At 74.0% G+C, this 16,806-nt stretch carries 16 protein-coding genes; 9 read left to right on the top strand and 7 right to left on the bottom strand.

Translation table 11 applies throughout. The features are described from left to right. Positions 1-24: 24 nt before the first annotated feature. The 5 genes from FRCN3DRAFT_RS0214385 to FRCN3DRAFT_RS0214365 all read right to left on the bottom strand — a co-directional run bounded on the left by FRCN3DRAFT_RS0214385 (position 25) and on the right by FRCN3DRAFT_RS0214365 (position 6,027). Positions 25-1,227: an acetyl-CoA acetyltransferase gene (locus FRCN3DRAFT_RS0214385; protein WP_007507314.1), complete on the bottom strand. Its 1,203-nt coding sequence runs from the start codon at positions 1,225-1,227 to the stop codon at positions 25-27. A gap of 3 nt (positions 1,228-1,230) precedes the next feature. After that, positions 1,231-2,670: an OB-fold domain-containing protein gene (locus FRCN3DRAFT_RS0214380; protein WP_007507317.1), complete on the bottom strand. Its 1,440-nt coding sequence runs from the start codon at positions 2,668-2,670 to the stop codon at positions 1,231-1,233. Between the two features lie 76 nt (positions 2,671-2,746). Beyond that, positions 2,747-3,898, bottom strand: coding sequence for an acyl-CoA dehydrogenase family protein (locus FRCN3DRAFT_RS0214375; protein ID WP_007507319.1), 1,152 nt, complete (start codon positions 3,896-3,898; stop codon positions 2,747-2,749). Between the two features lie 177 nt (positions 3,899-4,075). Continuing rightward, complete coding sequence (locus tag FRCN3DRAFT_RS0214370; protein WP_007507321.1) at positions 4,076-4,870, bottom strand: enoyl-CoA hydratase/isomerase family protein; 795 nt, start codon at positions 4,868-4,870, stop codon at positions 4,076-4,078. Further along, positions 4,870-6,027, bottom strand: coding sequence for an acyl-CoA dehydrogenase family protein (locus FRCN3DRAFT_RS0214365; protein WP_027140576.1), 1,158 nt, complete (start codon positions 6,025-6,027; stop codon positions 4,870-4,872). The genes FRCN3DRAFT_RS0214370 and FRCN3DRAFT_RS0214365 overlap by 1 nt, the downstream gene beginning before the upstream one ends. Before the next feature lie 227 nt (positions 6,028-6,254). On the opposite strand from FRCN3DRAFT_RS0214365, the gene FRCN3DRAFT_RS0214360 reads away from it, so the two are divergent. From FRCN3DRAFT_RS0214360 to FRCN3DRAFT_RS0214345, 4 genes are all read left to right on the top strand, one after another. After that, entirely contained in the window at positions 6,255-7,082 is an 828-nt protein-coding gene (locus tag FRCN3DRAFT_RS0214360) for an enoyl-CoA hydratase/isomerase family protein (RefSeq protein ID WP_007507325.1), read from the top strand. A gap of 8 nt (positions 7,083-7,090) precedes the next feature. Beyond that, positions 7,091-7,915, top strand: a complete 825-nt coding sequence (locus tag FRCN3DRAFT_RS44485) for a FadR/GntR family transcriptional regulator (protein ID WP_007507328.1) — start codon at positions 7,091-7,093, stop codon at positions 7,913-7,915. Positions 7,916-8,060: 145 nt separating this feature from the next. Beyond that, positions 8,061-8,372: a hypothetical protein gene (locus FRCN3DRAFT_RS0214350; RefSeq protein ID WP_007507330.1), complete on the top strand. Its 312-nt coding sequence runs from the start codon at positions 8,061-8,063 to the stop codon at positions 8,370-8,372. Positions 8,373-8,431: 59 nt separating this feature from the next. Beyond that, on the top strand, positions 8,432-9,661 hold the full coding sequence (locus FRCN3DRAFT_RS0214345; RefSeq protein WP_007507333.1) for an acyl-CoA dehydrogenase family protein: 1,230 nt from the start codon (positions 8,432-8,434) through the stop codon (positions 9,659-9,661). 14 nt (positions 9,662-9,675) lie between these two features. Here the strand turns inward: FRCN3DRAFT_RS0214345 and FRCN3DRAFT_RS0214340 are convergent, their stop codons facing one another. Next, positions 9,676-10,629 (bottom strand): LLM class flavin-dependent oxidoreductase, encoded by a 954-nt coding sequence (locus tag FRCN3DRAFT_RS0214340; protein WP_007507334.1) that lies wholly within the window; start codon positions 10,627-10,629, stop codon positions 9,676-9,678. Positions 10,630-10,633: 4 nt separating this feature from the next. Beyond that, entirely contained in the window at positions 10,634-11,380 is a 747-nt protein-coding gene (locus FRCN3DRAFT_RS0214335; RefSeq protein WP_007507336.1) for an SDR family NAD(P)-dependent oxidoreductase, read from the bottom strand. Positions 11,381-11,565: 185 nt separating this feature from the next. Between FRCN3DRAFT_RS0214335 and FRCN3DRAFT_RS0214330 the strand changes: the two genes are divergently transcribed. The 5 genes from FRCN3DRAFT_RS0214330 to FRCN3DRAFT_RS0214310 all read left to right on the top strand — a co-directional run bounded on the left by FRCN3DRAFT_RS0214330 (position 11,566) and on the right by FRCN3DRAFT_RS0214310 (position 16,741). Beyond that, a complete protein-coding gene (locus FRCN3DRAFT_RS0214330) occupies positions 11,566-12,360 on the top strand; it encodes an SDR family NAD(P)-dependent oxidoreductase (RefSeq protein ID WP_007507338.1) in 795 nt (264 codons plus the stop codon). Between the two features lie 67 nt (positions 12,361-12,427). After that, the gene (locus FRCN3DRAFT_RS0214325; protein WP_007507340.1) at positions 12,428-13,171 is read left to right on the top strand and encodes a 3-oxoacyl-ACP reductase family protein; all 744 of its coding nucleotides are present in this window, start codon (positions 12,428-12,430) and stop codon (positions 13,169-13,171) included. A gap of 78 nt (positions 13,172-13,249) precedes the next feature. After that, positions 13,250-14,527 carry an acyl-CoA dehydrogenase family protein gene (locus FRCN3DRAFT_RS0214320; protein WP_007507342.1) on the top strand — a complete coding sequence of 426 codons (1,278 nt, stop codon included), beginning with the start codon at positions 13,250-13,252 and terminating at the stop codon, positions 14,525-14,527. Further along, positions 14,524-15,690: an acyl-CoA dehydrogenase family protein gene (locus FRCN3DRAFT_RS0214315; protein ID WP_007507343.1), complete on the top strand. Its 1,167-nt coding sequence runs from the start codon at positions 14,524-14,526 to the stop codon at positions 15,688-15,690. Before FRCN3DRAFT_RS0214320 ends, FRCN3DRAFT_RS0214315 begins: the two co-directional genes overlap by 4 nt. A 7-nt stretch (positions 15,691-15,697) precedes the next feature. Next, the gene (locus tag FRCN3DRAFT_RS0214310; protein ID WP_007507347.1) at positions 15,698-16,741 is read left to right on the top strand and encodes an LLM class flavin-dependent oxidoreductase; all 1,044 of its coding nucleotides are present in this window, start codon (positions 15,698-15,700) and stop codon (positions 16,739-16,741) included. The last annotated feature ends 65 nt before the right edge of the window (positions 16,742-16,806 follow it).

Raw genomic sequence — 16,806 nt, 5'->3', positions numbered from 1 at the left:
AATTAGCATCACTCGGACGAGCGCTCAGTCGCCGGGCTCGGAGCCGACGACGCCGACGAACGAGACGCACTCACCCGGCCGGCCACCCAGGTTGTGGGTGAGCGCGAGTGTCCGGCCCGCGTCCACCGAGGCGACCCGCCGCTCCGGCGGCGCCTCACGGCGTAGCTGCAGCCAGCACTCGAACATCATCCGCAGGCCGCTGGCGCCGATCGGGTGGCCGAAGGCCTTCAGCCCGCCGTCCGGGTTGACCGGCAGGTCCCCGCCGAGCTCGTAGGTCCCGGCGAGGACCTCCTTCCAGCCGAAGCCGCGGTCGGCGAAGCCGAGGTCCTCCATCAGGACCAGCTCGGTGGGCGTGAAGCAGTCATGGACCTCGGCCATCGCCAGTTCGCGGCGCGGGTCCGTCACCCCGGCCTGCCGGTAGGCGTCCCGCGCGCTCGCGACGACCTCGGGGAAGGTCGTGTAGTCGTAGGACGGGTCGGACGTACCGGTCGCCGGGCCCGCGACGAACGACAGGCCCTTCACGTAGATCGGCCGGTCGGTGTACCGGTGCGCGTCCTCGGCGCGGACCACGATCGCGGCGGCGCTGCCGTCGGAGACGCCGCTGCAGTCGAACACGCCCAGCGCCCCGGCGACCAGCGGCGCGGCGCACACCGCCTCGCGGCTGACCTCCTTGCGGAACTGCGCCCGCGGGTTGCGGGCGCCGTTGTAGTGGTTCTTCGCCGCGATCCTGGCGAGCACGTCCTTCAGCTCGGCGTCGTCGACGCCGTAGCGCCTCGCGTAGGCCGGCGCGAGCAGGCTGAACGCGGCCGGTGCCGTCAGGTCACTGCCCGTGCCGTCTCCAGGCACCGGGGTGGTCACGAGGCCGGAGAAGCCCGAGTCCTTGAGCTTCTCGACGCCGATCGCCATGGCCATGTCATAGGCGCCGGACGCGACGGCGTAGCAGGCGTTGCGCAGCGCCTCCGAACCAGTGGCGCAGAAGTTCTCCAGCCGGGTGACCGGCTTGTTGTCCAGCCGCAGCGCCCGCGAGAGCGTCAGCCCGCTGGTGCCGGAGCCCATCGTGCCGAGCCAGTAGGCGTCGATGTCGTCGCGGGTCACCCCGGCGGACGTCATGGCGGCCGTGGACGACTCGATCAGCAGGTCGGACACGCCCTTGTCCCAGTGCTCGCCGAAGGCCGTGCAGCCCATCCCGACGATCGCGACGCGGTCGCGGATACCCGATGACGCCATAGCTCAGCGCTCCTTGGTGAAACGAACCGGCCGGGCCTTCCAGAAATAGTTGTGAACCCCGTTTCCGGCGGTGGCCACACGCCGGAAGGTCATCTCGACCCGCTGGCCGATGGCGACGTCGCCAGCGCTGTCGGTCAGCTCGCAGTCGGTACGCCCGCCGCCGTCGAAGTCGACGACGACACCGACGAGCGGCGGGCTCGGGGTATGGGCGAGGCGGTCGACGGTGAAGGTAGCGATCTTCGCGGGCGTGTCCGCCAGTGCCACCGGGGTGGTCTCGTCCACCGCCGCGCACTTCTTGCAGACCCTGCCCGGGGGCAGCTGGATGTCGCCGCACGCGGTGCACTTCGACGCGACGAACCCGAACTTCCACGCGGCGCTGCGCAGTGACGGCGGGGCCGCCGGGGCCGCCGGGTCGGGGCGACGCGGCGGCTCCCGGTCCAGAAGGCCCTTCCAGGTCAGGAACGAGGCGTACGGCAGGGCGTCGTTTCCGGCGGCCACCTGGGCGGCGACGCCGACGGCCGGCCGGCCCGCGGGCAGGGCGTCGGTCGTCCGCCAGACGGTCGCGGTCGCGCCGTCGGCGAGCACGACCAGGGCGATCGTCTGGCCGGGCTCGGCCCGGTCGAGCACGTCGGCGAGCAGCAGCCCGGCCTGCGCCGTGCCGGGATTGCCGAGCGCCTCGGTGAGGTCGGGCGCGAGCGCGTCGCGGCGGGCGCCGCAGCGGGCGGCGAAGGCGCGGACCGCGCGGGCATGGGTGCCGGAGACGATCACATGGTCGAGCTGGTCGGGCGTGAGGTCGGCATCTTTGAGCGCGGCAGCGAACGCCTCGTGCGCGAGCGGCAGGTAGGCCTGCTCGCCGAAGCGCTCCTCCCAGCCGCGGGACGCGGACGCGCCGGGAATCCGCCACCGGTCGAGGAACTCGGCGGTGGCGCTGGCCTGGGCGACCAGTTCGGCCAGCACCGGGGCGCCCGGAGTGTCCGGCCCGACGAGCAGGGCCGCCGCCGCGTCGCCGCCCGCCGTCTCGTCCTGCCCGCCGGGCAGGCCTGTGCGGGTGTCCGCCAGCACGACCAGCCCGGTCGCGCCACCCACCGCGGCACCGGTGGCGGCGAGCAGGGCGCCGACGCCGCTGCGCACGGCGCCACCGAAGTCCACCGCGAGCACGTCCCGGCCGAGGCGGAGCGCCGCGTGGACGACGGTGGCGTTGGACTTGTCGGCGTACGCGGGGTCGGTGGTGCTGAAGTACAGCGTCCCCAGCGCGCCGGCCCGCCCGCGCAGCGCGGCCCGCGCCGCCTCGACGCCGAGTGTGGTCGTGTCCTCGTCGTAGCTGGCCACGGCCCGGGTGCCCTTGCCACCCCCGGCGCCCAGCGCGGCGGCGACCGCCGCGCGCCTCAGCCGCCAGTACGGCACGTGCGCGCCGTAGCCGGTGATCCCGACGGAGCTCGCCATGCGCCCTCCCACGAACGATCAGATCTGTCAGGTAGCCATCCGGGCGGGGACGGCCAGCGCCGCCCCGGGCCCGGGGTCAGTAGGAGCGCAGGCCCATGCTGCGGGCGATCGCGTTGCGCTGGATCTGGCTGGTGCCGCCGGAGATCGTCGCCACGATCGACTCCCGCCAGCGGAAGCTCATGACGCTCTCCGTCGAGAACCCGTGGCCGGCCAGGACCTGCATCCCCCAGCGGGCCGCCGACACGTAGGTCTCGGAGCCCTTCAGCTTCGCCATCGCGCCCTCGCGGGTGCACGGCTCGCCGACGGCGAGCAGGCACGCCGCGCGGTAGGACAGCAGCCGGGCCGCGTCGATCTCGGTCTGCAGGTCGGCCAGCGCGTGCGCGAGCGACTGGAACTCCCCGATCGGGCGCCCGAACGCCCGCCGCTCGCGCGCATAGGCCAGCGCCTCGTCGAGCGTCGCCTGCGCGGTGCCGACGTAGGCGGCGCTCATGAGGATCTTCTCGACGTCCAGGCCGGAGAGCATGACCTGCCAGCCGCCGTGCAGCGGGCCGACGAGGTTTTCCTTGGGGACATGCACGTCGGTGAGGAACACCTCGTTCGTGCCGAGGATGTGGCGAGCCAGCGTCGGTGTCCGGCGGATCTCCACGCCGGGCGAGGCCGGGTCGACGAGCAGGAGGGACAGCCCCCGGTGCCGGGGGGCGTCCGGGTCGGTCCGCACGTATATCGCGATCATCGCGCCGGGCACGCTGGCGCCGGTGCACCAGGCCTTCTGCCCGTTGACGACGAAGTGGTCGCCGTCGTCCACCGCGGACGTCCGCAGCGCCGCCACGTCGGAGCCGGCGTCGGGCTCGCTCATCGCCACGGCGAAGCGGGTCCGGCCGGCCATCATGTCGGCCAGGTAGCGCTCGTGCTGGGCCGGTGAGCCCCACCGCAACAGCGTCAGACCAGGGATGAACGTGCCTGCGTAGCACATCGCGATGTCGAGGCTGGCCCGCCCGAGCTCCTCTGCCAGCAGGCACAGCTCGACGATCCCGCCGTCGTCCCCGCCGAGCGCCGCGGGGAACGGCAGCGAGAGCCAGCCAAGCTCGGCCATCGCGGTGAACAGCTCGGCGGGGTACGTCCCCGCCTCGTCCCACGCCTTCGCCCGTTCGGGCGGGCACACCTTGGTCACGAACTCGCGCGCCGTCTCGCGCAGCAGGCGCTGCTCGTCAGTCAGTCCGAAGTCCATGTCCCCATCCCGGGTCACCATCGGGCGCGCGGGGCCGCCGCGCCGCGGGCACCGCGCATGGGCGCGGCCCCGGCATCCACGACGGAGGCCCACCCCATCGCATTATTAGTTAGAAAATTACACGATTTTGGGCGTACGGCAAGGCATGGGCGAGCCGGCTCAGGACGACTCCCGCCGTCAGCGGCCGGTGAAGACCGCCTTGCCCGGGCCGCGTTCGAGGAACGACGTCATGCCCTCGGCGCGGTCCTCGGTCGCGAACAGGCCCAGGAAGTGCGAGCGCTCGATGGCCAGGCCGCTGTCCAGCGGAACCTCGAGGCCCTCGTCGACGGCGAGCTTGAGTGCCCGCAGGGCCAGCGCCGGCCCGGTGGCGAACGCCGCCGCCCTGGCGAGCGCCGCCTGGTAGACCTCCCCGACGGGGAGCACCGCGTCGACGAGACCCGTCGCGAGCGCCTCGTCCGCGCGCACCTGCCGGCCGGTGTACAGCAGGTCCTTGGCCACCGCCGGGCCGACGAGCCGAGCCAGCCGCTGGGTGCCGCCGCCACACGGGATCGTGCCGAGCAGGACCTCGGGCAGCCCGAGCCGGACGTCCCGCGCCGCCATCCGGAAGTCGCAGGCGAGCGCGATCTCCAGGCCACCGCCAAGCGCGAAACCGGTGAGAGCGGCGATGGTCGGCTTGCCGATGCCGGCGACCGCGCCGAGGGTGGCCTGCAGCTCCCCGACGTCCGCGACCATGCCCGTGAGGTCGGTCGCGGCGAGCTCACGCACGTCGGCCCCGGCCGCGAAGCTCCTGTCTCCGCCGTACACGACCACCGCGCGCACGTCGTCGCGCCGGCCGGCCTCGGCCGCCGCCGCGGCGAGCTGGGCGCGCATCTCGGCGTTCACCGCGTTGACGGGCGGGCGGTCCAGCCGGATCGTGCCGACACCGTCGGCGGCCTCCAGGCGGACGAGTGGCTGCGTGCTGGCGGCTCCCATCAGGCGGCCGGCCCGTCGAGGCGCAGCGCCCTGCCGACGATCTCCTTCATGACCTCGTTACTGCCGGCGTAGATCCGCTGGACCCGGCTGTCGCGCCACAGCCGGGCGATCTCGTACTCGTTCATGTAGCCGTAGCCGCCGAACAGCTGCAGGCAGCGGTCGACGACCTGGTTCTGGGTGTCGGTCGTCCACTGCTTGAGCCCGGCGGCGTCCTCGGGCGAGAGGTCGCCGGCCAGGTGCTCCACCACGGCCTTGTCGACGTAGGCCTGCGCGACCTCGCACAGCGTCTTGACCTCGGCCAGCTCGAACCGGGTGTTCTGGAAGCCGCCCAGCGTCTGGCCGAAGGCCTGGCGGGAGCGGACGTAGTCGATGGTCAGCCCGAGGGCCCGCCACATCACGCCGGTGGCGGCGACGCCCGCGCCGAGGCGCTCCTGCGGCAGGTTGCGCATCAGGTAGCCGAAGCCCCTGCCCTCCTCGCCGAGCAGGTTCGCCACCGGCACCCGCACGTCGCGGAAGAACAACTCGGTGGTGTCCTGCGAGCGCTGGCCGACCTTGTCGAGGTGCCGGCCGCGCTCGAAGCCGGGCATGCCGTCCTCGACGACGAGCAGGCTTACGCCCTTGTGCCGCTGCGCCGGATCGGTCTTGACCGCGACGACGGCCTTGTCGAGCAGCAGCCCGTTGGTGATGAACGTCTTCGCGCCGTTGACGACGTAGGCGTCCCCGTCGCGCAGCGCGGTCGCGCGGATCGAGGCGACGTCGCTGCCCGCGCCCGGCTCGCTGATGGCCAGGCCCCAGATGGTGTCGCCGGTGACCGAGCCGGGCAGCCAGCGGGCCTTCTGCTCCTGGCTGGTCAGGTCGATCAGGTAGGGCGGCATGACGTCGTTCTGCAGGCCAAAGCCGACGCCCGCGGTGCCGGTCGCGTAGATCTCCTCCGCGAGCACCTGGGAGTAGCGGTAGTCCCGGACGCCCTGGCCGCCGAACTCCTCGGGCGCCTCCCAGAGCAGCATCCCGGCGACGCCGGCCCGCCGCCAGACGTCGCGGTCGACCTGGCCAGCCCGCTCCCACTCGTCGACCCTCGGCGCGCACTCCTTGACGAAGAACGACCGGCACAGGTCGCGGAACGCCTCGTGCTCCACCTCGAAGTGCCTGCGCTGCACGGTGTCCGCCTCCTGGGGATACATGAGGGCCTGGCGGGCCGGGTCGCCGGGCAGCCAGGGCTACTCCCCGAGCCCAACCTGGACCACCCGGCCCCGCGATAGGACGTACTTGTATCAATTAACTATCTTATTCGCGTAGAGTCCATCGCACGGGCGGGCGCCCGGCCGACGTGCGGCCGGTCACGGGCGGCGCCCACCCGCGACCCTCGACCTGGAAGGGCGGCCCGATGTCCGACCTGTACACGGACTTCCCCAGTCTTCGGCTCGAGCGGCCCGAGCCCGGCGTCCTCGAGCTCGTCTTCGACGGCCCGGGCCTGAACGCGGTGAGCCCCCGGATGCACCGCGACCTCGCGGAGGTCTGGAGAGTGGTCGACCGGGATCCCGACACGCAGGTGGTCGTGGTCCGCGGCGAGGGCCGCGGGTTCTCCGCCGGCGGCCGCTTCGACCTGCTCGCCGACATGACGGGTGACTACGCCACCCGCACCCGGGTCATGCGGGAGGCCCGCGACCTCGTCTACAACGTCATCAACTGCTCGAAACCGATCGTGTCGGCCATCCACGGCCCGGCCGTGGGCGCCGGCCTGGTCGTCGGCGTGCTGGCCGACGTCTCGATCGCGGCGAGGACCGCGCGCATCCTCGACGGGCACACCCGGCTGGGCGTCGCGGCCGGCGACCACGCCGTGATCAGCTGGCCGATCCTCGCCGGGATGGCGAAGGCGAAGTACTACCTGCTCACCAACGACACCCTGACCGGCGCCGAGGCGGAGCGGATCGGGCTGGTGTCGCTGGCCGTCGACGAGGCCGACCTGCGCGACACCGCACTCGGCGTCGCGCGCAAGCTGATGGCCGTCTCCCCCAGCGCCGTCCGCTGGACGAAGTACGCGCTGAACAACTGGTACCGCGCGATGGGCCCGAGCTTCGACGCGTCGCTGGCACTGGAGTTCTACGGCTTCGGTGGGCCCGACCCCGTCGAGGGCATGGCGGCGATCCAGGAGAAGCGTCCCGCGCGGTTCACCGGCGCGACCGGCGACGACGACGCCCCGCCGGCCGGCTGAAGCCAGGTATGACGACCACGTCCGAAGGGCGCTCCCCCCAGACCGGCGTGAGCCCCGGCGGCGCGGGCCAGGGCGGTGCCGGACCAGGCCGCCAGGTACGCGTACCCAAGGCCGGGGAGCTGGTCGCGAGCCAGGTACGCGGGAGGATCGTGCGAGGCGAGCTCGCCGAGGGCACCATGCTCCCGTCGGAGTCCGTCCTCATGGCCCAGTTCGGCGTCTCCCGGCCAACGCTGCGCGAAGGCTTCCGCATGCTCGAGGCCGAGGGCCTCATCACCGTGCTGCGCGGGTCCCGGGGCGGCGCCCGGGTCCAGGTGCCCAGCCCCGCGGCGCTCGCCCGTCAGGCAGGCGCCGTGCTGCAGCACCGCGGAGCCCGGCTGAAGGACGTCTTCGAGATCCGCACGCTGCTGGAGGGCCAGGCCGCGGCCCGGCTGGCGGCGGCCCGCACCCCGGCGAAGGTGGCCCGGCTCGAGGAACTGCTCGCCGCGGAGGCACGCGCGCACACCGCCGCCCGCCACGACGACTTCCTCACCGCCGACCAGGACCTGCACCTGGGCCTGGTGGAGCTGGCCGACAGCCCCACCCTCAGCCTGCTGGTCCGGATGCTCTACGCCGTCGTCGAGACAGCCAACGTCTCATCGACCTGGGACGCGCCGCCGGACACCCACGCCGCCCTGCGCGAGCGCACCCATCGCAGCCACCGGAGGCTGGTCGCGCTGCTGCGGGACGGGACGGCCATCGAGGTCGAGGCCTACTGGACCCGCCACCTGGAGTCGGTGAGCACGTTCCTGCTCACGGGCGTTCCGGCCGAGACCGCCGTCGACCTGATGAGCTGAGCGGCCACACCCCCTAGCGAGACCGCCAAGCAAGCACGATGATTTAGCGCTATCGCAAGACGGCCGCCAGCCGAGCAGGCGGCCAGCGGGCACCGGCCGGACATGGCGGCCGCGTTCCGACGCAGACGACGCGGGAGGACCCAGGATGAGGCTCATCGTCGCCGACGAGCAGCCGCCACGGCTCTTACTCGAGGCGGCCGCCACCTACTCGACCCACTGCTGCGCGGGGGTGCTCGACCTGCGGCGCGACCGCGCCGGCTACTGGCAGGCGACGCACATCCACGAGCCCGGCTGCCAGCACCCCGAGGTGGCGCCGTGGACGGGCGAGCCCGCGCGCGACGGCGAGCCGGTGGCCGCGCACCGCGTCGACCGGTCGGCGCGGCGCGCGCCCCGCCGCCCCGCCGCTCGTCCCGCCGGGGCCGGACGCCGCCGTGGGCGCGCCACCGGGCCAGGCTGACGACCGGGAAGCGGCCCACATCACCCACCCAAATTAGATAAATAATCTATCTTTATCTCATGGACCTGCGCTACCCACCCGACGTCGAGGCCTTCCGCGCCGAGGTGCGCGCCATCCTCGCCGAGGAGCTCCCGGCGGGCTTCGCCGGCCTCGGGGCGATCGAGGACCGGACCGCCGCGGAGGAGTTCGTCGAGAGCTGGCGGGCCACGCTGTACCGGCGCGGGCTGCTCGGGGTCACCTGGCCCGTCGAGTACGGCGGCCGAGACCTGTCCCGCCTGCACCAGGTCGCCCTCGTCGAGGAGCTGGCCCGCGCCGGCGTTCCCTACGGAGCGCCGTACGACACCTACGCGATCAAGATGCTGGGCTCGACCCTGCTGCGCTTTGGCACCCCCGCGCAGAAGGAGCGGTTCCTGCCCCTGATCCTGTCCGGCGAGGAGCACTGGTGCCAGGGCTACTCCGAGCCCGAGGCGGGTTCCGACCTGGCCTCGCTGCGCACCCGGGCACGCCTCGAGGGTGGCGAGTGGGTCATCGACGGCCAGAAGATCTGGACGTCGCACGCCTTCGACGCCGACTGGATCTTCGTCCTCGCCCGGTCCGATCCCGCCGCCGCCCGCAACCGCGGGATCAGCTTCCTGCTCGTGCCGATCGACCAGCCTGGCATCGAGATTCGGCGCATCCGCCAGATGACGGGCGAGAGTGACTTCTGCGAGGTCTTCTTTACCGAGGCACGCACGGCGGCCGAGAACGTCGTCGGCGCGCCCGGCGAAGGCTGGAAGGTGGCGACGGCGCTGCTGGGCCACGAGCGCGGCGAGGAGGCCGCGACCAACCCGATCCTGTTCCGCTCGGAGCTCGACCGCCTGATCCGGCTGGCCCGGCAGGACGGCAAGGCCGGCGATCCGGTGGTCCGACAGCGGCTCGCCGACGCCGTCGTCCGGGTCGAGGTCATGCGCCACCTGGGCTACCGGATCCTCACCGGCCTCGCGGGAGGCGGCGAGCTGGCCGCGACGGCGTCGGTCGCCAAGCTGTACTGGAGCGAGTACCACCAGCGGGTGACGGAGCTGGCCGAGGACGTCCTCGGCCCCCGGGGGCAGGTGCTCCAGGGCCGCCCGCCACTGCGGGCCTACCGGGCCGACGACCCGGGCGTGCCAGCCAGCTCGACCGCCTCGTGGGCCGGCGCCTGGATGGCGGCGCGCTCCGGCACCATCTATGCCGGCGCGTCCGAGATCCAGCGCAACATCATCTCCGAGACGGTCCTGGGCCTGCCCCGCGAGCCCCGCCCGGCGGCCTAGGCCACCTGCCCGCCCTACGCGCGCAGCAGGCCGCGTACGGCCGCGGCGCCGGCGACCGCCTCCATCGGGTCGCCGGCGGCCGCGATCAGGCAGATCTCGCCCGCCCCGGCCGCCACGTAGGGAGCCAGGAACTCGGCGACGTCGTCGGGCCGCCCGGCCGGGCACCACCGGGCGAACCGTTCGAAGGGCAGCCCGTAGAGGCCCTCCATCTCGGCGGCCAGGGCCGCCGCGGCCCGCCGCGGGTCGGCGCCGAAGCCGCACCACACCTGGAGGCCGTGTCGCCAGGCCGGCGCGGCCCGCCCGGCGTCCGCCGCGATCGTCTCGACCTGGCCGACAGCCTCGGCGAAGCGGCGCGGCGAGACCCAGACCCCGAGCCAGCCATCGCCATGCAGCGCGGCCCGGCGCAGCGCCGCGTCCGACCGCCCACCGACGATGATCGGGACGGGACGGGACGGCGCCGGCCGCACCGCCACGCCGGACAGCGAGAAGAACGGCCCCTCGTGATCGACCGGCTCGCCGGTGAGCAGCCGGCGCAGAACCGCCAGGCTCTCGTCGAGCCGGCGTCCCCTGGTCGCCGGGTCGACGCCGAGCGCGGCGACCTCGGCACGGTCCTCGCCCCCGGCGCCGACGCCGAAGGAGAGCCCGCCCGGCGCGAGCGCGGCGACGTCGACCAGCTGGCGGGCGACGGCGACCGGATGACGCAGCGCGAGCTGGTAGACCGACACAGCGATCCGCGCCCGGCGTGCAAGCGCGGCCAGGGCCGCGGCCTGGACCAGGCCGTCCCCGCCCTGGCCACCGTGGAAGGTCACGTGGTCCCCCACGGCCAGCAGGTCCAGCCCGGCGTCCTCGGCCCGCGCGACCGCGCCGGGCAGCAGGCCGGCGGTGAACAGCCCGCGGGGAACCCGCAGGCCCACGCGTGGGCCCGCGGATGCCGGCCCGGCCGCGGCCGGGCCCGTCGGGATCGCCACCGGATCAGGCCATCGTCAGGCCGCCGCTGACGGACAGGGTCTGGCCGGTCACGTAGCCGGCGCCGTCCGACGCGAGGAAGGCGACCGCCGGCGCGATGTCCTCGGGGGTGGCGATCCGGCGCATCGGGACCGCCTTGGCCAGGCCTTCGTAGAGCTTCTGGCTGACGGCGGCGACCTGGTCGAGCAGCGCGGTGTCGGTGGGGCCGGGGCAGACGCTGTTCACCGTCACACCGTGCCGGGCGACCTCCCGGGCCAGGGCCTTGCCGAAGGCGATCACTCCGCCCTTGCTGCCGCTGTAGACGACCTCGCCCGACGAGCCTACCCGGCCGGCATCCGACGCGATCATCACGACGCGGCCCCAGCCGCGTTCGACCATCGGGTCGAGCACGGCCCGGGTCATCCGGATCGTGCCGAGCAGGTTCACCGCGACGATGCGGGCCCACTCCTCCTCCGTGGAGTCGAGGAACGGCTTGATCACGTCGACGCCGGCGTTGTTGACGAGGACCTCGACCGGGCCGAGCGTCTCGGTCACCCGTGCGACGGCGGCGCCGACGCCCGCCGCGTCGGTGATGTCGACGCCCACCCCGATCGCCCGGACGCCGTGGCGCTCGGTGAGCCCGGACGCCACCTTCCCGGCCGCGTCGGCGTCGAGGTCGAGCACCGCCACGTCGTGGCCCGCCGCCGCGAGACCCTCCGCGATCGCCGTGCCGATCCCACGCGCCGCGCCGGTCACCACCGCTGTCCGACCCATCGTCGTTCCCCTCTCGGCCTCGCCGCCGACCCGGGCGGGAGGCCCGCTCACGCGGGCCGGCCAGTCGGGTCGCCAGCCTTCCAACAGATTGAATTAGTATGTTAATTTATCTGTTCGGGAGTCGGGAGGACAGCGGTCCGGCTCACGCCATCCGAGCCCCGCGTGGACGGAGGAGGTCATCATTGGTGCCGCATCCCCAGCTCCCGCCGGTCGTTGACCCGAAGGAGTTCGCCGGCCGGGTCGTGCTGGTCACCGCGGCCGCGGGCGGCGGCATCGGCGAGGCGACCGCTCGGCGGTTCGCCGCCGCGGGCGCGACGGTGGTCGTCACCGACGCGCACCGGGGGCGCACCGAGGCCGTCGCCGCGCGGCTGGCGCGGGAGCACCGCCACGCGACCGTCGTCGGCCATCAGCTCGACGTCGGTAGCCGGGCCGCGATCGACATCGTCGTCGAGACCGTGCTCGCCGACCATGGGGCGGTCGACGTGCTGGTGAACAACGCGGCGTTCAACCGGATGGGCGGGCACTTCGACTACGACCCGGCCGACTGGGACCGAGCGGTCGAGATCAACCTCAGTGGGCCGTGGTACCTGTGCCGGCGGCTGCTGCCCGCGATGCGCGACCGCCGGCGCGGGGTCGTCGTCAACGTCTCCTCCTACGCCCCCGACGTGGGCGGCAACGGCCTGGAGAGCCCGTACGCGATCACCAAGGGCGGCCTGAACGTGCTGACCCGGTCGGTGGCCCACGAGGGCGGGCCCTTCGGGATCCGGGCCGTGACGGTGGCGATGGGAGTCGTCGGCGGCACCCGGTTCATCGACCAGCACCCGGAGATCATCGAGGACCCGGGCAACCGCGGACCGCTGCCGTGGATGCCGACGGCGGGCGACATCGCCGAGACCATCGCCTTCCTCGCCAGCGACCGGGCCCGCTGCGTCACGGGCGAGTCGGTCAACGTGGCCAGCGGCGCCTACATGCGCACCTGACCTCGACGAGCCGGCCGGACAGCCCGGCCGGCGACAGCCGGGAACAGGCGACGACGAGGGAGAAAGCGTGCAGGGACGGGTCGCGATCGTCACGGGCGGCACCCGCGGCCTCGGCGCCGCGGTCACCGAGCTGCTGGTGGCCGGTGGGGCGCACGTCGCGGCGGTCTACGCCGGCGACCACGACAGGGCGCGGGCGCTGCGAGACCGCCTGGCCGACACCGGCGGCTCGGTGAGCCTGCACCCGGGCGACGTCGGCGACCGCGCGTTCGCGCGCGGACTCGTCGCCGACGTGGTCGCGACCCATGGCCGCCTCGATCACCTGGTCAACAACGCCGGCCTGCTGGTGGAGAACAAGGCCGCGCGGCTGACCGCGGACGAATGGGACCTGGCGCTGCGGGTCAACCTGTCCGGCCCGTGGCACCTGGCACAGGCGGCGCTGGAGCCGATGGAGCGGCAGCGGTTCGGCCGGATCGTCAACATCGGCTCGGTCACCGCCCCCATGGGCCATCCCTCGCAGGTCGGCTACGGAGCGGCGAAGGCGGGACTGGCGGGCCTGACCCGGTCGCTGGCCAGGGCCGTCGCGCGCAGGGGCATCACCGTCAACCTCGTCGTGCCCGGTGTCTTCGAGACCGACATGACCCACGCGATGGCGCCCTCGTCGCAGGAGGCCATCCGCGGCCTCATCCCGATGGGTCGCCGCGGCGACCCGGCGGAGCTTGCCCACGCCGTCGCCTTCCTGCTCGACGAGCGCGCCAGCTACGTCACCGGGTCGGTGGTGACCGTCGACGGCGGCCTGAGCATGGGCGCCTGACCGGCCCGCACCCCGTCCGCCGACGGGCGCCCCACGACGCCCGCGGCACCTCATTCCCACGGCCAAGGAGACCCGCGGATGCCGAGCGACACAGACTCCTTCGTCGAGGAGGCACGTGCCTTCCTCGACGCCCACGCGACCCGGCGCGCCGGCGGCGGCCAGGCCGTCCAGTGGGGCGTCGGCGACGACCAGGTCGTCTACTTCAGCACCGACCCGCCGGACGTCGACGCCGCGAAGGTCGCCGAGGCGAAGGCCTGGCAGAAGGCCCGCCACACGGGCGGCTTCGGCTGGATCACCGGCCCCGCCGAGTTCGGCGGCCGCGGCCTGACCTCCGTGCACGACCTGGCGTACGACGCTGTCGAGGCCGAGTACGACGTGCCCGACACGTCGGTGCTCTCCCTGATCGGGCTCGGGATGATCGGGCCGACGATCCTCGCGCACGCCCGGGAGCACATCCGGCGCCGCTACCTGCCCGCGATGTACGCCGGCGACATCATCGCCTGTCAGCTGTTCAGCGAGCCGGGCGCCGGCTCGGACCTCGCGAGCGTGCGCACGAGCGCGGTCCGCGACGGCGACGAGTGGGTCCTGAACGGCCAGAAGGTCTGGACGTCGGTCGCCCAGCACGCCGCGATCGGCCTGGCGTTGTGCCGGACCGACCCCGACAAGCCCAAGCACCGGGGCATCACCGCGTTCCTCGTCGACATGGCGGCGCCCGGCGTCGAGATCCGCCCGCTGCGCCAGATGAGTGGCGGTGCCGACTTCAACGAGGTGTTCCTGACCGACGTCCGCGTACCGGACGACCACCGGCTCGGCGACGTCGACGGCGGCTGGGCCGTCGCGATGACCACGCTGATGAACGAGCGGGCCAGCGTCGGGGGCGAGGGCACGTCCGGCCCCGCCGGCCGCGCCGTGTCCCTGCCGTTCCTCACGGAACTGCTGCGCGCGAACGGGCGGCTCGACGACGCCGCCGCGCGCCGCGAGCTCGCCGGCCTCTACGCCGAGGTGGCCGCCACCGACTACCTCAACCGCCAGTCGCTGCGCCGGGCCAGGGCCGGCGAGCAGCCCGGCCCGGAGGCGAGCGTCTCCAAGCTCATGTACGCCCGCAACCTCACCCGCGGCGCGCACTTCGCGGCCGAGATCGTCGGCCCGCGCCTCGTCGCGGACACCGGCGAATGGGGCACGTTCGCCTGGACGGAGCTGCTGCTCGCGACCCCGGCGCTGCGCATCCTCGGCGGCACCGAAGAGATCATGAAGAACATCCTCGCGGAGCGGGTGCTCGGCCTGCCGAAGGAGCCGGGCATCGACACGAAGTCGCCGTTCCGGGAGCTACGCCGCTCGGGAAGGGGCGAGTCATGACCGGCGACCTCGGCGGGGGCCTCGACGCCCCGGACGGGCTGATCGGGGAGGCGGAGCTCGAGGAACTCCGTGCGGCGGTGCGGGACTTCCTCGCGGCCAAGGCCGACGAGGCGGCCGTGCGCGCCGCCGTGGCCTCCGACCGCGGCTACGACGAGAAGATCTGGGCGCAGATGGCCGAACAGCTGGGTCTACAGGCGCTCGCGCTACCAGCCGAGTACGGCGGCGACGGCGCCGGCGTGACGGCGCTGTCCGTCGTGCTCGGCGAGCTGGGCCGGGCGCTGCTGCCCGTGCCGTTCCTCTCGTCGGTCGTGCTCGCCGGGACGGCGCTCGCGGCCGCCGGCGACGGCGACGCCGCCGGACGCCTGCTGCCCGGCATCGCGGCCGGCACCACCCTCGCGGCGCTGGCCGCGCCCGGCGCCGGCGGCGGCTGGGACCTCGGCGGTGTCGGTGGCCTCGCGGTGACGGCGCAGCCGGGGCAGGGCGGGGTCACGCTCGACGGCTCGGCTCCGCTGGTCGTCGACGGCGCCGGCGCGGACGTCGTGCTCGTCGTCGCCGCCAGCCCGGCCGGCCCGACGCTGTGCGTCGTCGACGGCGCTGCCGGCGGCCTCACGAGGACCCCGCTGCCCACCCTCGACCTCACCCGCCGGGTGGCCCGGCTCGACTTCTGGAGCACCCCGGCGACCGTCGTCGGCGAGCCCGGCGCCGCCGCCGCCGTCCTGCGTCGCGTCCTCGACGTGGCGACCACGGCGCTGGCCGCCGAGCAGGTCGGCGGCGCGCGGGCGTGCCTCGACGCCGCCACCGCCTACGCCAGGGACCGGGTGCAGTTCGGCCGGCCCATCGGGACCTTCCAGGCCGTCAAGCACAAGTGCGCCGACATGTTCACCCGCATCCAGGTCGCCGACGCGGCCGCGCGGGAGGCCGCCGCCGCCCTGGACGGCGTCGACGGCGCGCCCGACCCGGGGCTGGCCGCCGCCGTCGCCCACGTCGTCTGCTCCGAGGCGTTCATGTCCGCCGCGGCGGAGAACATCCAGGTCCACGGCGGCATCGGCTTCACCTGGGAGCATCCCGCCCACCTGTACTTCCGCCGCGCGAAGTCGTCCCAGCTGCTGTTCGGCGGCCCGGCCGTCTACCACGAGCGGCTGCTGGCCCGGGCCGGCGTGTGAGGCGCCGGTGAACGCCTCGGGAGGACTCGACGTCGGCCTCTACTTCGACCTGCGCAACCCGCCGCGGTGGCGGCGCGACCCGGCCAGGCTGCACGCCTTCACCCTGGAGATGTGCCAGGAGGCCGAGCACCTCGGGGCCCACTCCGTCTGGCTGACCGAGCACCACCGGTTCGACGACGACTACCTCGCCGCGCCGCTGACGTTCGCCGCGGCGATCGCCGCCCGGACGTCCCGGGTGCGCATCGGCACGGCCATCGTCGTCGCGCCGCTGCACCATCCCGCCGAGATCGCCGAGCAGGCCGCGATGGTCGACCTCGTCTCCGCCGGGCGGCTCGATCTGGGTATCGGCGCCGGCTACCGCGTCCCCGAGTACGCCCTGTTCGGGGCGTCCATGGAACGCCGCTACGGGCAGACCGACGAGCGGGCACGCGAGATCCGCCGGCTGTGGGGACCGGGTGGGGTGACGCCCCGGCCGGTCCAGGAACGGCCCCCGATCTGGATGGGCTACCAGGGCCCTCAGGGGGCACGGCGCGCCGGCCTGCTCGGCGAGCCGCTGCTGTCCGCGGACGCGGCGAACTGGCCGCAGTACCGCGCGGGGCTCGTCGAGGCCGGCCACGACCCGGCGACCGCCCGGATGGCCGGCGGGATCCAGGCGTGGGTCAGCGACGACCCGGAGGCCGACTGGCCGCTGGTCGCCCCCTACCTCGCCTACCAGCAGGACTCCTACCGCCGGCACATGGTCGAGGGCACCGACCAGCCGGAGCCCAGGGCGCTCGACCCGGAGAAGCTGCGGACCCGCTCCGCCCGGATCCTCGGCTACTTCTGGTGCGACACTCCGGAGGCCATCGCCGGGCGCATCTTCGACCATGTGAGCGACGCCCCGGTCGAGACTGTCTTCCTGTGGGCGTCGGTCGGCGGCCAGCCCGAGGAGACCGTCGCCCGCCACGTCCAGACGATCTGCACCCGGCTCGCCCCGCTCCTCGCCGCCGGCCCGGCCACCGGAGGGAGCGCGTCCCGTGCCGATCGCATCACGAGCGCTGTGGAGCGCTGACACGGCCGTCGACCTGCTCGACCGCTCCGCCGGCGCCTGCCGGCGGGAGCAGGCGTCCCGGCTGA

The sequence above is a fragment of the Pseudofrankia saprophytica genome, assembly GCF_000235425.2.
GTDB classification, from domain to species: domain Bacteria; phylum Actinomycetota; class Actinomycetes; order Frankiales; family Frankiaceae; genus Pseudofrankia; species Pseudofrankia saprophytica.
Note: the sequence above shows the minus strand (reverse complement) of the source record. Positions and strands in the feature narration are given on the sequence as shown.